The sequence below is a fragment of the Emticicia sp. genome (genome assembly GCF_043780375.1).
Taxonomy (GTDB): Bacteria; Bacteroidota; Bacteroidia; order Cytophagales; family Spirosomataceae; genus Emticicia.
Map to the genome: position 1 here is coordinate 48,796 of NZ_JAYWCU010000117.1, position 18,114 is coordinate 66,909.

Consider the following 18,114-nt stretch of genomic DNA (forward strand, 5'->3'; position numbering starts at 1 on the left):
TAAAAAAATGAATCTATTAGTAATCATATTAACCATTTTTTCAAGTTTTGATTGGCTCATTTATTTGGCTTTGATCGCTATTTTGGGACTTCAAATTTGGTTGACTTCAAAAGCTAATTCAATTTCAAAACAACGAAAACGAATAAAATTAGCACTTAATCTGTTTCTTTGGTTGGCGGTTTTACTTTTTGTCATTCAACCTCAATGGAAATCGGCTACAAATGCAAGTCGGGTGTTAGTGATAAGCAAAAATATCCCCTCAGAAAACATTAAAAAAGTCAAAGATAGCCTTAAAATTACTGAGTTTTTTTACAAAAAAGATTTTCAACAAAGAATAATCGAAGACCCCAATTTTGTTGAGCATTTAGGAAATATTTATCTTCTTGGGCAAGATTTCGATGCTGAACTTTTGAGCCAATTGAGCGAAAAACAAATGACTTGGTTGCCGTTTTTTGAGCAAAATGAGTTGCAAGATATTCGTTGGAATGGCATCGTCAGAAAAGGAGATATGCAAGAAATTTTTGGAAAAATAGAAGTTTCGGCCACAAATACACTCAAAATAAAGTATGCTGACCAAGTTTTAGATAGTGTTGTACTTCAAAAAGGGATTAATAATTTCAAACTGCGTTTTTCAACATTTTCAGTAGGAAGAACAGAAACCGAACTATTTTTGGGCAATGAATCACTTCAAAAAATTGCTTTCTTTTCGAGGAAAAATCCAGCAATTGCTATTCAATTTATTTTAGAAAACCCTGATTTTGAAAATAAATCTTTGGCCGAATGGTTAGGAAAAAATGGTAATCATGTTGAAATAACAACAACTGTTGCCAAAAACTCTCAAAATCAAACATCAATAAATAAATTAATATCAAAAGAAAAATTTGCACCCGATATCATTATAACCGACCCAAGTAATGCGTCAAATCAAGTCGTTAAAAAAGCAATTGCAGAGGGAAAATCTGTTTTGTTTTTGAATCTCACAAATCCTGAACAAGAATTGAAAACCATTAATCAGGCACTTGATTTACATTACTTTGCTAAGAAAACCACAAATGAGGATTTTATCAAAATTTCAGAAAATTTAACTGCTTTACCCTATCATTTTGAAGGAAAACCCAATCAAAAAAATATTTCAGACTATCCGGTAGCCATTCAAAAAAACATTGGAAAGATTGGAGTAAGTCTATTGAATGAAACCTTTCCACTAAAACTAAGTGGAGATAGCTTAACTTATGGTAAACTCTGGACAAGTGTTTTTCAGCAATTAAATCCCTCTTTTCAAGATAATATTGAAGTTGCCGCACCCATATTTCAAGACACAAAAGCAACGATTTATCTAAATAATCGCTCGATTTCTGCAAAAGATTTAAAAATTGCTAATGACACCATTGAAGTAGAAAACTCTGCCATTAACTCGCTTTCGAGTGAAACGAATTTCATTTTTAGAAAAACAGGTTGGCAAACATTGCAAGATTCTTTGGAAGTTTATGTAGAAGGAAATCCAACAATTTTGTGGAAATGCAAGCAAATTAATGAGTTTTTAAGGGTAAATTCAAAAAATAATGCTCAAAATAAAGGAACGTTATCACAAGTTTTAACAGCAAAGCTACCAGATTGGGCCTGGTTTCTGATAATTTTAATGTGCCTTACAGCCGTTTGGATAGAACCTAAGTTGTAAGTTTTAGATAAAAATAAAAAAGCTTCAGATTTCTCTGAGGCTTTGGTGGGAATTACTGGGTTCGAACCAGTGACCCTCTGCTTGTAAGGCAGTGAACAAGGTTATTTGTTAGCTATGAAATAGTTTGTAAGTAATTGATAATGAGTAAATTATATTTTATCAATTTGTTTCTACTTGTATGTTTTTTCTTATATTTGCCGATATTGTTTACACCATGTTTACACCAATATTAGCAAAATGGCATCAATTAGAGTAATATTATACACACAAAAGCTACTAAAAAATGGCGAACACCCTATCGTTATTCAAATAATAAAAGACAGGAAAGTCAAAAAAATGACTGTTGGTAGTTGTTTACCAACCCTTTGGGACTTCAAGCTACAACTACCTAAGCAAAAACATCCTCAATATAGAGAGCTGGAAATTTTGATTGAAAAGAAGAAATCAGAAGCTAAAACTATGCTCCTTTCTTTGGAAAATGAGAAAGGAGATTTTTCTTTAGAGGATTTTGAAAAGAAATTTCAAGCTAAAAATGAAACAAAAACGGTTTTTGCATTTTTAGATTTATTGATAGAAAACCTTATTAAAGATAAAAAAATAGGAAATGCTAAAGTTTATAAAGACCTTAAACGAATCTTAAAACGGTTTAGAGCAGGTAAAGATCTCAATTTTACAGACATTAATGGAGATTTTCTGAAAAAATTAGAACAAGATTGTAGAGAAAGAGACATGACAGAGGTTTCTATAAGTACCTACTTTCGTACGCTGAGAGCTTTATATAATAGAGCAGTTTCAGAAAAATACGCAAAAATGATAGACTATCCCTTTTCAGATTTTAAGGTATCAAAATTTAGCACTAAAACTGTAAAAAGGGCAATAAATTGGGAAGAAATACAAAAAATAATCAATTTATCTCTCTCAAAAGAATCGAAATTATATGATACCCAACAATTATTTATTTTTAGCTACTTTGCTTGGGGGATAAATTTTGCGGATATGGCTGTTTTAGAATGGTCTGATATAAAAAACAATGTTTTGAAATATGCAAGAGCAAAAAATGGAAGGCATTACTCTATTGAATTGATTCCAGAAGCCATTCGTATTAATGAACATTATAAGCAATATCGAAGTGATGATTATATTTTTCCAATTCTATTCAAAAAAAGACATCAAACACCCATTGCTGTTCACAATCGTATTAAAAAAGTGAATCGCCAAATAAACGATAATCTTAAAAAAATTGCTGAAATGGTAGGAATTGATAATGACATTACTTTCTATGTAGCACGTCATACATTTGCAACGGTCTTAAAGCGAAAAGGTTTAGCCACATCAGTTATTCAAGAAATGATGGGGCATGATTCAGAAAAAACCACACAAATTTATTTGGATGATTTTGAAAACAAAGTGCTCTATGATGCTTCTAAACTGCTTGTGGGTTAATTTTTAAAGGGTGAGATTACAATGATGTTTTGTATCCACATCAAAAATTAATACAATTATCAGCAGTATGTTCATATCCAATTAAGCAAAATATTGTTTTCGGTATATTTTATCTTTTGTCTTCTTCAAAGTAAAGTTACATGTAAAGCAAATTGCCCAGTTGAGATAGAAAGTATCTTGTATTTTCCAAAGGCATTTTGCCCAAATAGGGATGGTTTGAATGATTTTGGGACATATCTAACATTGAAACTTTTCCCGATTCGGAGGTTCTCGTCTATAACCGCTGGGGAGAAATACTATTTTACTCAAAAGGCTATACCGAGAAATAGGACGGTACATTTAATGGAAAAAAAGTACCTGCCGATAGCTATTCCTCTGTTATCAAATCAAATTTTGAAAATAAACCTGAAATTAAAGGAGTTGTTTATGTAGTTTATTGAGTAATAATTTTAAAAAAATAATAGGATATTACATTGTTTCCATTGCTCTCTCATTATTTTTTTTATTAAATTTAAGTGTTGTTTGTTCGTAATTATCCGTATATATCCGCATTTATTCGGATAAATTTAGACGAAAACAGATATATGTAAAAAGTAAAGTAAGCCATAGTAAAAGTATAGAAAGTGTGCCTGAATGGTTGTAGGTTCGTGTCCTGTTTCCGCTACATTTAGAAACCCTAATCACTTGATTGTCAATGAGTTAGGGTTTTTATTGGTCGGTTGGTTACGCATTTGGTTACGCAGCAGAAAAATCCCTAAGCCTTATTGATGTTTTAGGCACATTATTATGAATCGAATTTTTGTTTAGTAAAAACCTAATCAAGCGGTAATACCAGTAAAAGATACTCCAATTTTGAACGGCAATAATTCTACTCGTTATATAGATGAAATCAAAAAACTATTTAAAATAAAGTGAACGTATCGCAAACAACGCTTCAAAATATATATTTGCAAATTATTTTGAGAACAAAAAGTTTGACTGTCCACGCTCAATACCTTTTGACTGTGGCGATGCTGATTTAAAACAACTATTGGGGTACACCATACTTTGTAGTGATAACGACTACACTATTTTATTTTTTAGTTTACTTCATAGCAAAGTTTTAATTTTTTATACCGTCAGCAAAAACTGGTGGAAGAAAAGCATTCGAGATACTCTACCCAAAGGAAAAAGATTTAGTGGTTATCTTGCCTTTGGAACTGATATTTCAATGCTGGGAAAAGGCTTAGATAAACTATATTATTGATTTTATCAAAGACCTATATTTAAAGCTGGCTGTCGGTATATTTAGCTTGATGCCAATAAACAATCAATAAAATTCAACCCAAAAAAGGTTTTCAATCTCTCACCTCCTCTGATGAAAAAGAAGGCATACGATTAATTTATTTTGATTTGACAAATGATTAATGACGTATTATTCTTATTTCACTTACTTTTCTTCTATTTGCATCTGAACAAATCTTCAACTAAAATATTGTGGTAAATTTTTTAGTTTGAAGCAAATTCATACATTTGTAATTAATGAAACCTGCATATTAAAACCCTAACTTTATGGATACAACTACTACACAAAATTTTTCAGACTTTTATTTTCAAATGGGTAAGAAGGCATCGTTAGATAATATGTCTAACCCTGATACCTTAAAGCCAAGTTTGAACTCGGCATATCAAATTTTCTGCCAAGATTTGAATAATTCTACAAATAGTAGAATTGCTATTTTATCAGCGGATTCTGAAATTCTTTTACGAAGAATTAATCAAAAACAAGGCGAATTAGACCCTTTAGATTTAGAAAGAACACAAATTAATGAAAAAATAGAAACAATAGATGAAGAAATCCTAAAAGTAAAAAGTGGACAGGTTACGCAAAACTATGCATCTTTCGTAATTGGAGCATTTATTACATTTATGCTTACTTTGTATCTTTTTGTTTTTTATTCTTCTATTGCATACTCCGCTATATTTGGAACTTCTGAAATAGCTATACAAGCTCTTTTAAGTACAGAAATCTTTAGTATGGCAACTCAACAAGGGGGGGGAACTCTTACTTTAGTTTTTCTTTTACCCGCTATCTTCTTAGGCTTAGGTTTTTTAATACATGATGCCATTGAAAAAAAGAGATTTGCCATCCTTGGGTTTATCATTTTAGCTACTCTTATTTTTGATGGATTAATGGCGTATAAAATTGCTCAGAATAATTATAATGCCCTTTATAATAATGGGAACTATACAAAACCTTGGCAATATTCTTATGCTTTCAAAGATATTGATTTTTATTTAGTCCTTGCATTAGGATTTGTAGTTTATATAATCTGGGGTTATTTATTAGATTATTCAATAAAGAAATGGGATGAAACCCAACCTAATAATGCAATTACATTAAAAGTGACAAGTCTCATTAATCAAAAAAATGCTTTCCAAAATAAAATATTAGAAATAACCTCTAATATTAATCAACTTAAAGGCGAAATCGAAAGTTTGAGAGAAGAAAAGAACAATAAAGATGAATTATTAATAAGATTAAACAACGGTGCAAGTGCCGTTAGTGAATCTGAGCTAAATGGAATGGTAGGTGCCTTTACAAAGGGATGGGTTACTTTTATTACATATCATTTTAATGATGATGATATAAAAAAAATCAAAACCGAGGAGGCAACAAATATTTCAGAAGCTTGGTTTAAATCTACGTGGACTAACTTATCTATCAAGTAAAATTATTAAAATGAAACAGCGAAATAATAAGCCCCTATTTATTTTAGGGGGATTAATTGTACTTTTTATTGTATTTTTTTGGATAATTACAATTGAATCAACGTTTTCAAAATTCAAAAAAGATGCCCTGAAGTCGGTTTCATTTATACAAATTAAAAATGTTTATAAAACTTACAATGAGGAGCTAAGCAATAATCCTGATTTTTTGTCTGAAATTTCAAAACGATTAGATATTGTCAACCAAGAACAAGAATTCACAGAAGAACAAAGAATAGAAGCTGAGAGTTGGATTGGCAATCAAACTATTTATTTAAATTTAATTATTGTTCCTGATTTATCCCGAAGATTGGGTCAAATACCCAATCAAGAAGAAAAAGATAAGGAAATGATTTCTGAAATATATGATATGTTTCAAGAATCAATCAAAAGAAAGGCGGCATTAAAATCTGGGTACAAATCAAAAGATAGACTTATTATTGACGTTACCGACGATAAACAAGCGGGAGGAAACTTTAGAAAAATAGCCAATGAATTAATAATTGACTTAGCTAACCAAAAACCCCCTTATTGGAAACACCTTGATGATTCTAAAAGAGCATTTTCTAATAACGTTGAAAAGCTTTATAAATTAGGAGAACAAAAGGGAGCCGATTACTGGAATTATTTTGAAAAAGACTTTTTAATTAACACCCAAAAATCTACATTTTCAGAAAAATACAGAAATGTTGTAGTTATATTAACAGATGGTTATTTAGAAAGTGAGACTACTTGCTATACTTGTCAAAATAATATTCAACCATTAACAAAAAATTTATCGGATTGGGAAGTTTTAATTCTTGAAGTAAAAGAGCGAAAAAGTGGAGATTATGAGATATTAAAGAACAAGTGGAAAACTTGGCTTACTTATTCTGGCATTAGTTTGGACGACAACTTTTTTCAAATGACTCAAAATGCTTCCAAGAAAACAAAGGATATTATTAAGAATTTTGTAAATAAAAAAAAAACTATAGCTATATCCAATAGCTCAAATACAGGCGATTGTAAAAGCGATTACGATGGAATAATCTCAAGAGTAGAAAGCTTAATTCTGTCTCCACAGTCAAGCTATTCTCAAATAGCAAGTGCAAAAGACTTATTAAAACAAGCATCAGAGAAAAAGACAGAATGTAAGTTATCAACAGGTAAAAAAGCAGGTAAAATACATGATTATTGCATTGAACAAGCAAAAAGTGCAGAAAAAGCATTTAATGAATTGAAAGATGATGACTTTAAAAAACGAATGAATTTATATAATGAGTTGGCAAATCTAATAGTTGATGTACAATAGAATCTCCACATATTTAATAATTATACTTTGTTTAGTATCAAATATTTCAAACTCACAAAAGCCACAAAGTGGTGAAAGTGAGTTTGATTTTTTTATGAACAAAGGCGAAGTATATTTCCAAAATGGAGATTATTTAAGAGCGAAAAATGTATTTGATTACTGTGCTAAAATGTCACATCCACTAAGGGCTTTTGCACTGAAAAAGAAAGAGACTGCTATAAATTTATATTTACTGAAAGAAACTGCCAATCGAAAATTTGCAGAAGGAAATGATTTTGAAGAGAGAAATATTTTACGTCAGATATTAGCAGTAAACCCATTAGATAAATATTCAAAAGATAGGTTAAATACAAATCAAAATGAATCAGAAAAACCTGTAATTACCTTTAAACCGACTACTACAAATACGCAAAAACCTACTCCATCTAAGATTGTTATTTCTAAACCTAATCACGAAAATGAGGAAAAAATTGAAATGGAAAAACATTTGGCAGAAGCAAAAAAAGCTATTAAAGATGGAGATACTAAAAGAGCAAGAACTCAACTACGAATTTTACAAATAGCTGGTTATAAACCCAACGACATCAAAAATTTAGTTGCGGTGGTTAATAAAATAGAAGAAGAGGGGAAACCTAAACCTCCACCTAATGGCTTAGATGAATTAAAAAAACAATATAATAAGCTACTAACCGAAGCAAAGAGGGGATTTAAGCAGGAGAATTACAGTTTAGCAAAAAGAAAGTATCTTGAAGCCCAAAAAGTTGGTTACGGCAACAAAAAAGCAGTTGATGATAAGGTAAATCAAATTGTAATTATTGAACGTTATTTACAGGATATACAAAAAATTAAAAATAATTCAAGTCTTGAAGAAGACTTATTCAGCCTTTATAGTAAAGTTTTAGCTAAGAATAGCGATGCAAACAAACTGAGAAAAGAGTATTTCGATTTAATTGCAGATAAACTATCAATTGTAAACACTTATGATGAATCTGGTTGTTTACGAAAACAAAAACTTGTTTCTAAACTCCAAGAAATAGATAAGACGAGGTTTGAAGGAAATCCAGATTATAGCAGGGTTATAAAAGATTGTGAAAGTTGTAATTATAATAAATTTGCTTTTAGCGAAAAGTTAATTGTAGCTGACAGAACACTTCAAGCAGGAAACTATACATTAGCTATTGATTTTCTTAATGAGGCAAAATCACAATTAGAGACAATTATGTGTTTCAAAGATGCCGAAAAAGTCAAATTTAATAATGATATAGACACTAAATTGACAAATATCAATAATTTGCTTGCTAATGGTAAGTGCCGTTCAGAATCTGAGAGAATAGTGGTTTTGTTAGATTCATTAATTTTTAATAAGCAATTTGAGGAGGTTAAAGAAATATCAGCAAAAATAGACACAAACTGTCTATTAAACCCATACAAAATCAAATTGAAAGATGTTTTGAAAAGCAGCAAATGGGGCTTAAATGATATCGCAAGAAAAAAAATATTAGACAGTGCCGATAGAAGCAGAAAATTGAGTTATAATTATGATGAATGTAGTTTAATTTTAAAGGCAAAATTATTCTGTAATACTAAAAGTGATAGTATAGATATTGATGCTAAATTTAAAAATGGAGAGTGTAATTGCGTAATGTACAAACAAAATTGTCCCGAAATTAGAAATGGTAAAATGGTTATTTGTAAAGACACTTCAACAAAGTTTAAGGTTTTGTTTGAACCAACATTAGGCCTCAGTGGTTGGAATAAATATGATTTAAGTTCTTACAATGACATAAAAGCTACCAACTTTAATTTTGTAGCCACCACTAAAATTCCGAATATTGGATTGAGAGTGAATACCTACAATTATAAAAAAATCATTGATTTTAGATATGAATTTGCTTATTCTTCTAAAAATATTGAAATAAACTCAGGTGCTAATAGTTCAAACCAAATAAACCTAAATCAATTTAAAAACCAATTAGACATTAAATTACATACTCTACCAAAATGTCCCCCAAATTTAAGGTATTTTTTGTTTTCTGGTATAAACACTACCATTGCAAAAGCAAATCTTCAAAAGCCAATTGTTGAACAACAAAAATTAATAGACAATATTTTCAATAATACATTTTGGGGTGGTTATTCTGTGGGTTTAGGAATAGAAAAGTCAAATCATAAGCCTTTTCTAAAAGGTTTTAGCTTTGAAGTATATTATAGTAGAAATGGAATAATATATGATAAAACTCAAAAATTGTTAAAGAGTCCATTTAAAAGTGATGTTTTGAATAGTTTTGTTGGAGTAAAGGTAGGTATTTACATTTTTTAGATATATTTAATCTGTCGTGGTTCAGTAGAAACGCTACAGATTACTGATAGAGAAAAATTGCATTTTTCCTATAAAAGATTTTTAGGAATAACTTTCACCTTAAGTGTAATTACTTAGAGGCAGTAAGTTTTTTTTCTTTTTTAAAAGACTGGATACGAATTTTTTCTTTCGATTCATCATACTAGGCTTCTATATCTTCCCAAAATGGTGTTAATGCTGACTTTTCAACAACCACATCCATCGGTGTTTTATTATTTAAAGAGCTATGAGGACGATACCAGTTATAATGAAACTGCTACTCTTCTACTAAGAGCGGCAATTTCTTATCTTTTAAATCCATTTTATAGTAAAATTCTTGTAAATCAGTCTGTTGACTTCGTTCTACACGTTGATTGCATTAAAGTAGTAAAATTGCGATTGAAAATAGACCTTTGTAAATGGAATTGCAAAAGATATTTTCAGAAGTGCCTGATTTTAGAGTAAATCGGCGAAAATTACATCTGTTATCAGATATTTTGGTCATCAGTTTGTGTGGCGTTCTTAGTGGAGCAAATGATTTCGAGGATATATCAGAATATGGCCGTCAAAAGCACGATTTTCTATCCAAATTTTTAGACTTGCCCAATGGGATACCCTCTCACGACACCTTCAATAGAGTATTTAGATATTTAGATACACAGTCATTTAATAGCTGTTTGGTTAATTGGTCCTCAGAGATTATAAGCTGTTTGGATTTTTACCAAGTCAATATTGATGGCAAAGTTTTGAGAGCCACAGCAAGGGATGGTGAAAAGAAATCTGGACTGTGTTTGATAAGTGCGTGGGTAAGTGAACAAAATGTAAGTTTGGGGCAATTAAAAACATCGGCAAAGAGCAGTGAAAAGACAGCAATTCCAGAACTTATATCTAATTTAGACATAAAAAATGCCTTGGTAAGTATCGATGCCATTGCTTGTAGTAAATCAGTAGCGAGCCAAATTATTGAAAAAGATGCTGATTACTTATTAGCCCTAAAAAACAATAATAAGGAACTTTATGAGCCAGTGAGCCAGTGGATGAAAAGTCGAAAGCCCTACTTTGATACCGAAGAACATATAGATTTTGGCAGCGGAAGGATAGAACATAGAAACTGCTATGTATGTCAAAACCTCTCATTTTTAGATGGTTTGGACGCTTGGAAAGGCATCAAATCAGTAATTATGATTGAAGCCAGTCAAGAAAAGAATGGAAGTATTAGTAACGAAACTCGTTTTTATCTCAGTAGCAAAAGTGAGAGTGCTTCCTTTTTTAACAAGGCTGTTAGAAATCATTGGAAGATAGAAAGTACGCTACATTGGCAATTAGACATCACTTTTTTAGAAGATAGACAGCGTGTTCATATGAATAATGCAGCAGAAAACATGGCGACACTAAGGAAAATGAGTCTTCAATTACTCCTAAAAACCAAAAATGGTAAAAGTGTCAAAACAACTCGAAACAAAGCTGCTTGGAATAATGAAGTTTTAATCAATATTTTGAAGAATATACCACATATTTAAATGCAATCAACGTGTTCGTTCTACTTTTCCATTGAGATGTGGAGAACGAGGTTTTATAGGACGAAACTTAATGCAATATTCTTTTAGTTTCTCTTGAAATGTATAGGTAAAAAACTCCTGCCCTATATAAGTCTATACTCATTGAATAGGAAGCGGAACGCCGCCCGAAGGCATTTGTTCAACGACTCGCTCTAAAAAATCAATAGAATTTTTCGCTGTTCGACGAATATATGTATATATAAGGCTAAAACTCTAAATCTGCTACAATCATCAATAGCTGTATATTGGTAGCGTCCAGAAGTTATTTTACAAATATTCATCTGTAGTCTTTCTCCTGGAATTTCCTTTGCATATCTAATGAAGGATGCATTCTTTCGATACTTATTTAGTGGTTTTACCTCATTTTTATTTAAAATTCGGCCAATCGTGGAAACGGATAATTTTACATTGTATTCTCTCATAAGGGGCGAGCAAATCCGTATTTTACCATACCTAAACTCTTGACGAATTAGTAAAACAAGATTTTCAATTTCATCATTTGTCTTTTGAGAAGCTAATTTAAGTGGGCGTTTAGATTTCTCAAACAACCCATTTTTACCGTCATTAGTAAAGCGTTTTAGCCATCGTTGTAAGATACTTCGAGCAATGCCATACTTACGAGCGGTTTGGCTAACTGAACCACAGGAAAAGTAGGTGTCAATCCATTTTTGCCTAAGCAAAATATCTCGTTCTGCCTGATTCATAAGTTTTTGGTTTTTCAGCCCAAATACTAAAAAAAACAGTAATTACGAAGTATAACTATTTCAAGAAATCTAAAACCGACCTATCTGTAGCGTATGTCTTGAACCTTCACAATTAATTGCTTATTGTTTTTATGATCATGAGCAAACTGTTTTTATTCAAAAGTAATCCCGAATTCACGTTTTTTTAAATATCTTTTCCATTCACCCTTTGTTCCATTAAAAGTATTTATGTCAAACCAACTATTTGAGTTGTTAAGCTTTCCTTTGTGAGAATGTTGCCAAAATGTCCATTTTTGTTTAATATTTGGGCTTTTGCTGAAAGAGCAAATCCAAATGTCATTGTCATCAAAATTTCCCATAATGTATTTCTTATAACTGCTCTCATTGGAATAAATCATCATCTTTTTTTTTGATTTTTTCTCTACCGATGTAATAAATTCTCTAATTTCATTAATTACATTTTCAGTTATTTCTTCACTTAGATTACCCCACTCTTCAACATCAATAACTAAGGGGAGGTCCGCTTTTTTCCCTTTTATATTTTTTAAAAAATTATCGGCTTGAGATTTACCATCCTTGTTAAACCTGAAAAAATGATAAAATCCAATAGGAATATTAGTTAAATTAGCATTGAAATAATTTTCCCCAAATTTTGGGTCAACAAAATTTACACCTTCTGTCGCTTTTATATATACGAAATCAATTTGTTGATTTGAAATTTTCAAAAAGTCAATTTTACCAGTGTGTTCCGAAACATCAATACCCGTTATTGGATATTGAATTTTGTCTATTTTAATTCCATTTGGAACAAATAAAATTCGATAAATGAATATTGCTCCTACAATAGCAATTATAATAACTGAACCAATAATTATTAAAAGACCCTTTTTCATTTTTCTAAAAAAACAACGATAGTAAGCGATGTACTTGCTGGTAAATATTGAGTTAAATATTTGATTATAAAGTTTTTACATGTTTGTTTTCGTTGAAATATATGATTTTGAATCACAATTCTATTTAAATATTTCTAATCAAATAAGCGTCTCAAAGATATAATAAAAGTAGCCGATAGGAATAATATAAACTGCAAAATTTTAGAGAAAATCCTATACATTATTTTTCTAATATCATGTCGCACTAACCTTGGCAAGTAAACGACTAAAAAAAAGGCGAGGGTTTCGCAAGTAAACACTTTGCAAACTCCACCACTTTCTTGTGGCAAGTACCTGTATATTCCAGCGAAAGAGGTTCTTCGTCAATTTTGGTGAAAGATTAATTTCAGGTTAACTCCATGAATTTTTATAGCTATAAAATGCCGTTTAATTAGGCTAAACTTATATCATTTCATTTTTTGAATCTTCTATTTTGACTTACAACAAGTATTTCACCAAAATTGACGATGAACGAGTAACGAACGCCGACTATGGGTCAATTTGCTCTACTTTTCTCATTTTAGGCCCAAATGGTGAACTTAGCCCAATTTTATTAAACCATTTACAAAAAATAGTGCGAGAAAATTAGACAATCTCATTCTTCCTATATCTTTAATCAAACCCCTAATGGCTTTCTATCAGGATATTTGTCCAATTCTTTTTTTAGTTCTATGGCAATTTTTTTCAATTCAAGATTGTCTGCACAGATGTCAACGAAATATTCCTTGTCGAAGTCTAGGTCTATTAACGTTACATATGGAGGGCGAAATTCAAGGTCGAAGTTTATCCTAATCATTTTTTTGTCTGAATTAAACTCGTTAAAAAGTTCAAACAATAAATTAGGTTCAATAAAACTCAGGCAAGTACGGCCAGATTGAACATTTTTTGAGAGTGTATCAAACCAATTGATCAATTTTTCAACATCAGAAGTTGTCAATGAAGGATAAACAGTACTCCAATTTCCAAAATTGCTTTTAACATTTAGAGAAATATTTAGCCAATTGTCATCTGATTCGAACTCAGCAACAGATATCTCAGGAAACTCATAGCCGGTTATTTCTAATTCAACAGTTTGATTGTCAATTCCAAAAAAAGTCATATTTTAATGTAAGTTTATTAAGGTTTTAAGTGCCGAAACAGAGGACAAGCGATTTGAGACCGTTCGCCGTAGCGATAAAATACATTACCTCTTAAATCTTTTTAGGGAAATTGTGCAATACTTGTAAAAGTGTTTTCAAGTGTTACCATTAATCCTAAACAAAGAATATTTTAAAATGAATTTTCAAATATTTCGGTAATTATTTTATTTAGTTCTAAAATTTTTTCAGGAATCACTTGATTATTTTCCATGTAGAGATTTCTATTTATTTCTATCATAACAGAAAGCACTGAATCATTTTTTTTATAAAATTTTAGGGGAACTATTGTTCCACTATATGGACTATTTATTTTAGATGAAAATCCATATCTATCAAATGACCTAATTAAGGTATTTGTTAGCCAATTAGGTGTATGAAAATCGTCAGTTCCTATACAAATATTCGGTCTATCTAAAGATTGGTCTGAATCTGTTTTAAATGGAATATTTGCAAATGAATGACAATCTACAATTATAGCGAAGTCATTTGTGTTAAGTGTCTCTTGTACAATATTTTCAAAAGTTTTATGATGTTCTTTATAATACTTTTCAAAAACATTCTTTTTTGAATCTAGAATGTCTTCTCTAAGTATTTCTCCTGTGTCGGTATGGGTATAAAAAAATCCTCTTCCAACTTTATAAAGTTCTTCAAAATCGTCTTCAAATCTTTCAACGTCACAAAATATTCTACTAAAAGGTGCTATCAGTTTTTTTGTGTCTACTATATCAAAAATTTTGTCAGTTGCCCAATCTGTTAGCAGGTTAATTTCATTCTCAACCAAATCCATATTATACCCATTTGTGAAAGGTAAATAAGTACTTGCATGAGGAATATGAAATATTAATGAATCTTTAAAAATATCACCAAATAATGCTTTTGAATACTCATATCTTTCTTTTAACATAGGTTTTACTTGGATTTTCATTTATACGTTCTTTAAAAAACAGCTTCTTGTGCCGTCAATAATAGTTCTTCGTCAATTTTGGTAAAAAACATGCTGCATTTTAAAAATAGGATTTCAAAATAATGAAAAGGTTATCAAAATTATTTTAATTAAACCGCATGCTAAATCAATCTAAAATCTTGGATTTGCCTAGAAATTAATCTATTACCAAAACTAAGAAAGCTTTCTGTACGATAAAATTAGATAATCTCAGGTTGCTGCTAAATCCATGATATTTATTTTGCTATAGACTTTTCGACTCGTTTAGCTATTGACGAAATAGCCCATTTACCATTAATTTGATAATTCTTTAATGTTTCTAACAATCCTATTTCATTTTCTTTTGGAAGTGACTTGTTGCTAATTGTTATTGGACTTTTGGATTTTCCAACTGTTGTCATCAATTCTGCCTCTTCCTTTGGTAAAAATTTACCTCGTAGTGAAATTTTATTATGCCCTTGAAATCCCGCGTTATTTATTCTATATAAATAAGCACTTTGTCCACCCTTATCAATTAAAATCACATCATCCTGATTATAATGTTTTCCTAATTTTTTAATATTATTTTTAAAATTATCATCATCGTACAAGCTAACAACAAAATAACTGCCTTCCCGTACTTCTTTGGCTAATTCTGTATTGTAATCTTCTATGTATGAACCTGTAACAGAAGTTAGTCCATACCTTTTATTTAACAAATATGCTTTTAAATCGCTATTTGTTTCAAAATTTTCTTGATCTGATTTCTCATCACTATTTCTAAAAGATGTTATAATAGCACAATTATGTGCCAAAATATGTTGATAAAGTCCAGTCATATTTGATTCTTGTAAAATGTGTTTTATTCTTATTTCTTTCGTTTAATAAAAATACGAATTTAGGTTTAAGATGTAATTGCCTCTTGTAATAGTGTACTTTTTTGAATTAACTCACTTCTTCATCTTCATACAAAGCACTGTCGGCAATCTCAGTTAATACTAAACTGGCATCAATTTCACTCAATGCTTCAACACCTCTTAGTTGTCGTTGGATAGCTTTGGTTCGTTTACTCATTACGTCGTCTAATTGGTTCAAACCTGTCTGAATGTTTTTCTGTGCCTTTTGCATCATACCTCCAAAGTTTTCAAACTCTTTCTTTACCGCACCCAATACTTTCCATACTTCACTACTCCGTTTTTGAATGGCAAGAGTTTTGAAACCCATCTGTAAACTGTTCAAAATAGCCGCTAGTGTAGTTGGCCCAGTAACGATAATTTTGTAGTTACGTTGTAAATCTTCTAACAGGCTTGCCTTTCGCACCACTTCGGCATAAATACCTTCAAATGGCAAAAACATGATTCCGAAATAGGTCGTGTGTGGCGGGTCGATATATTTTTCACTTATGTCTTTCGCCATTGTTCTGATGGTATTATCCAAAGTCTTTTGTGCAGCTTCAATCAGACCATTATCGCCAGTATTATAGGCGTTTTGTAGTTGTTCGTAAATATCTTTCGGAAACTTCGCATCAATCGGTAGCCATACTTGGTCGTGATTATCATCCTTGCCTGGCAATTTTACAGCAAACTCAACTAAATCATTACTATGGGCTTTAGTATACTCCAGCATACATTTTAGGTGGTATATATGTTAATTTCTTTCTCCAAACTTCTTTTAACCAAAAAGCCTTAGTGATAAAATTATTATGGGTACGTCTATTTTGACTAATAAAACTGGGGTTAAAATCAAATCGAATAGGATTTGTATAATCTATTGGCCCTTCTTTAATTGCTTCAATAAATTCATTTAATGAATCTTCATTAAATGAATTTAATTCTAGGAGCAACGTCTCTGTTAAATTAAGTATGAAAAATGGCTTATTCTTTGAATTATTAAAGTAATAATTAGCTAATTTTTCATTCCATTCTAAGTATGTCATAAGCCCAATTTTTCAGTTTATTAAACACTCTGTAATAATATTAGGTCAAAGTTTGACTTAATGAATGCACTCTATCTGCACAGGTTATGAATATTTTTGATTTAGTGCATTTACTCGGCTTCTAATCTGGTTTCTCAAAGATTCAGGGCTTATGACAGTAATTGCTTCCCCACGAGAAAGTATGAGGGTTTCGAGTTCAAAGTTTATTTTAAGATGGAGTTCAATCATTACATAATTTTCGGTTCGTTCTAAAACCTTCTGAGAGCCATGAATAGGCTTAGTCTCGATATAAGGCCATGTTTGTCTGGCTATTTGTAAGATAACTTTTTCAATTTCACGACCTTCAACACTTACGCCGATGGCATCTTCAAAGTATTCTTCAAAATCAATTGTTTCATTTGCAATATAAGGTGTATTGCTATCTGTAAAATGCAAAATTCTATCAAGGGCAATATTTGAAAGTTTTTGGTATCGAGGGTTTAGCCCTATCAGAAACCAACGGCTATTATATTGTTTTAAATAATAAGGGTGTATTTCCATCGTGGTCGGCACTGCTCTATTGAAACTCTGGTAATGAATATTCAATGACTTTTTATATAAAATAGCATTGAATAATTCTCCAAAAAAATCAAGGCCTTTCAGATACTGATTTTGTTCAAACCCTACTATAGAGGAAGTATTATTAACTTGATGAATATTAAAGGTAGATTCGAGCCTTATTAATATTTCATCAATCCATTCAAATTGGGGCATTCCCTTAAATCGAGATAGAATAGATAGTGTTTCTTTTAATTGATTAGACTCTGATTCGTTAATAGCCTGCTTTTTTATAGAGAAACTTTTGTCGGAGTAGCGATAATAAATGCGTTTCCCTTCTTTATATCTTTCCAGTAGTATTGCCCATCCTTGATCACTTTCCATAAATTTAATGTCGTCAAATATTTGTCGGCGTTTGATTCCATCAGAAAGACCATTAAATTCATAGAGAGCATTATTGCAAGCTTCTATCAAATCATCAATGAAATACTTGCGACCGAAATTGGCAAAGCACTGGTCAAGTGCGTGATAGCGTATAGTTGCGTGCTTGTTAGTTGCCATTGATTTTCCTAAAAACATTGTAAAACACAATTTTAGTTAGTAAAACGGATAATAGCAAGAGGCATTTATTAAGCGGTAATTAGAATGTAAAACGGCGTATAACTTGGTTATACGCCGTACTAAATACATAACAATATAAACAAAACATATTTGTGGCTTTTGTATAGAAATCACCTATTCACAAAAACCACCATTTAAAATAAAAATTAAGGACAATTGTTGATATGTAAGGTGTACCCAATAGTTTAGACAGTATTTTTACTATTGTTGTTGTAAATTTTCTTTTTTTGCTTCTTTTTTTCTTTTGTTAATTGCTGTGGAAAAGT

At 30.8% G+C, this 18,114-nt stretch carries 15 protein-coding genes; 7 read left to right on the forward strand and 8 right to left on the reverse strand.

Features of this window, described 5'->3' with window-relative positions:
* The first annotated feature begins 7 nt into the window (after positions 1 to 7).
* From ACH2CJ_RS08885 to ACH2CJ_RS08915, 7 genes are all read left to right on the forward strand, one after another.
* Entirely contained in the window at positions 8 to 1,678 is a 1,671-nt protein-coding gene (locus ACH2CJ_RS08885) for a hypothetical protein (RefSeq protein WP_394992189.1), read from the forward strand.
* A gap of 237 nt (positions 1,679 to 1,915) precedes the next feature.
* A complete protein-coding gene (locus ACH2CJ_RS08890; protein ID WP_394992190.1) occupies positions 1,916 to 3,121 on the forward strand; it encodes a site-specific integrase in 1,206 nt (401 codons plus the stop codon).
* 233 nt (positions 3,122 to 3,354) lie between these two features.
* Complete coding sequence (locus tag ACH2CJ_RS08895) at positions 3,355 to 3,450, forward strand: hypothetical protein (protein ID WP_394992209.1); 96 nt, start codon at positions 3,355 to 3,357, stop codon at positions 3,448 to 3,450.
* Positions 3,451 to 4,672: 1,222 nt separating this feature from the next.
* Positions 4,673 to 5,833 carry a hypothetical protein gene (locus tag ACH2CJ_RS08900; RefSeq protein WP_394992192.1) on the forward strand — a complete coding sequence of 387 codons (1,161 nt, stop codon included), beginning with the start codon at positions 4,673 to 4,675 and terminating at the stop codon, positions 5,831 to 5,833.
* 10 nt (positions 5,834 to 5,843) lie between these two features.
* The gene (locus ACH2CJ_RS08905) at positions 5,844 to 7,160 is read left to right on the forward strand and encodes a hypothetical protein (RefSeq protein ID WP_394992193.1); all 1,317 of its coding nucleotides are present in this window, start codon (positions 5,844 to 5,846) and stop codon (positions 7,158 to 7,160) included.
* Entirely contained in the window at positions 7,150 to 9,480 is a 2,331-nt protein-coding gene (locus ACH2CJ_RS08910; RefSeq protein ID WP_394992194.1) for a hypothetical protein, read from the forward strand. The genes ACH2CJ_RS08905 and ACH2CJ_RS08910 overlap by 11 nt, the downstream gene beginning before the upstream one ends.
* A gap of 437 nt (positions 9,481 to 9,917) precedes the next feature.
* Entirely contained in the window at positions 9,918 to 11,018 is a 1,101-nt protein-coding gene (locus ACH2CJ_RS08915) for an ISAs1 family transposase (protein WP_394992195.1), read from the forward strand.
* A 191-nt stretch (positions 11,019 to 11,209) separates the two neighbouring features.
* Here the strand turns inward: ACH2CJ_RS08915 and ACH2CJ_RS08920 are convergent, their stop codons facing one another.
* The 8 genes from ACH2CJ_RS08920 to ACH2CJ_RS08955 form a co-directional block, all read right to left on the reverse strand.
* Positions 11,210 to 11,761: a helix-turn-helix domain-containing protein gene (locus ACH2CJ_RS08920; RefSeq protein ID WP_394992197.1), complete on the reverse strand. Its 552-nt coding sequence runs from the start codon at positions 11,759 to 11,761 to the stop codon at positions 11,210 to 11,212.
* Positions 11,762 to 11,913: 152 nt separating this feature from the next.
* Positions 11,914 to 12,654, reverse strand: coding sequence for a glycoside hydrolase family 25 protein (locus ACH2CJ_RS08925; protein ID WP_394992198.1), 741 nt, complete (start codon positions 12,652 to 12,654; stop codon positions 11,914 to 11,916).
* Positions 12,655 to 13,309: 655 nt separating this feature from the next.
* Entirely contained in the window at positions 13,310 to 13,792 is a 483-nt protein-coding gene (locus tag ACH2CJ_RS08930) for a hypothetical protein (RefSeq protein ID WP_394992200.1), read from the reverse strand.
* A gap of 170 nt (positions 13,793 to 13,962) precedes the next feature.
* Complete coding sequence (locus ACH2CJ_RS08935) at positions 13,963 to 14,757, reverse strand: N-formylglutamate amidohydrolase (protein WP_394992202.1); 795 nt, start codon at positions 14,755 to 14,757, stop codon at positions 13,963 to 13,965.
* Between the two features lie 254 nt (positions 14,758 to 15,011).
* Positions 15,012 to 15,593, reverse strand: a complete 582-nt coding sequence (locus tag ACH2CJ_RS08940) for a hypothetical protein (protein WP_394992204.1) — start codon at positions 15,591 to 15,593, stop codon at positions 15,012 to 15,014.
* Between the two features lie 106 nt (positions 15,594 to 15,699).
* Positions 15,700 to 16,380, reverse strand: a complete 681-nt coding sequence (locus tag ACH2CJ_RS08945) for a DNA recombination protein RmuC (protein ID WP_394992205.1) — start codon at positions 16,378 to 16,380, stop codon at positions 15,700 to 15,702.
* The gene (locus ACH2CJ_RS08950; protein WP_394992206.1) at positions 16,364 to 16,690 is read right to left on the reverse strand and encodes a hypothetical protein; all 327 of its coding nucleotides are present in this window, start codon (positions 16,688 to 16,690) and stop codon (positions 16,364 to 16,366) included. The genes ACH2CJ_RS08945 and ACH2CJ_RS08950 overlap by 17 nt, the downstream gene beginning before the upstream one ends.
* An 84-nt stretch (positions 16,691 to 16,774) precedes the next feature.
* On the reverse strand, positions 16,775 to 17,806 hold the full coding sequence (locus tag ACH2CJ_RS08955; RefSeq protein ID WP_394992207.1) for a helix-turn-helix transcriptional regulator: 1,032 nt from the start codon (positions 17,804 to 17,806) through the stop codon (positions 16,775 to 16,777).
* Positions 17,807 to 18,114: the final 308 nt, after the last annotated feature.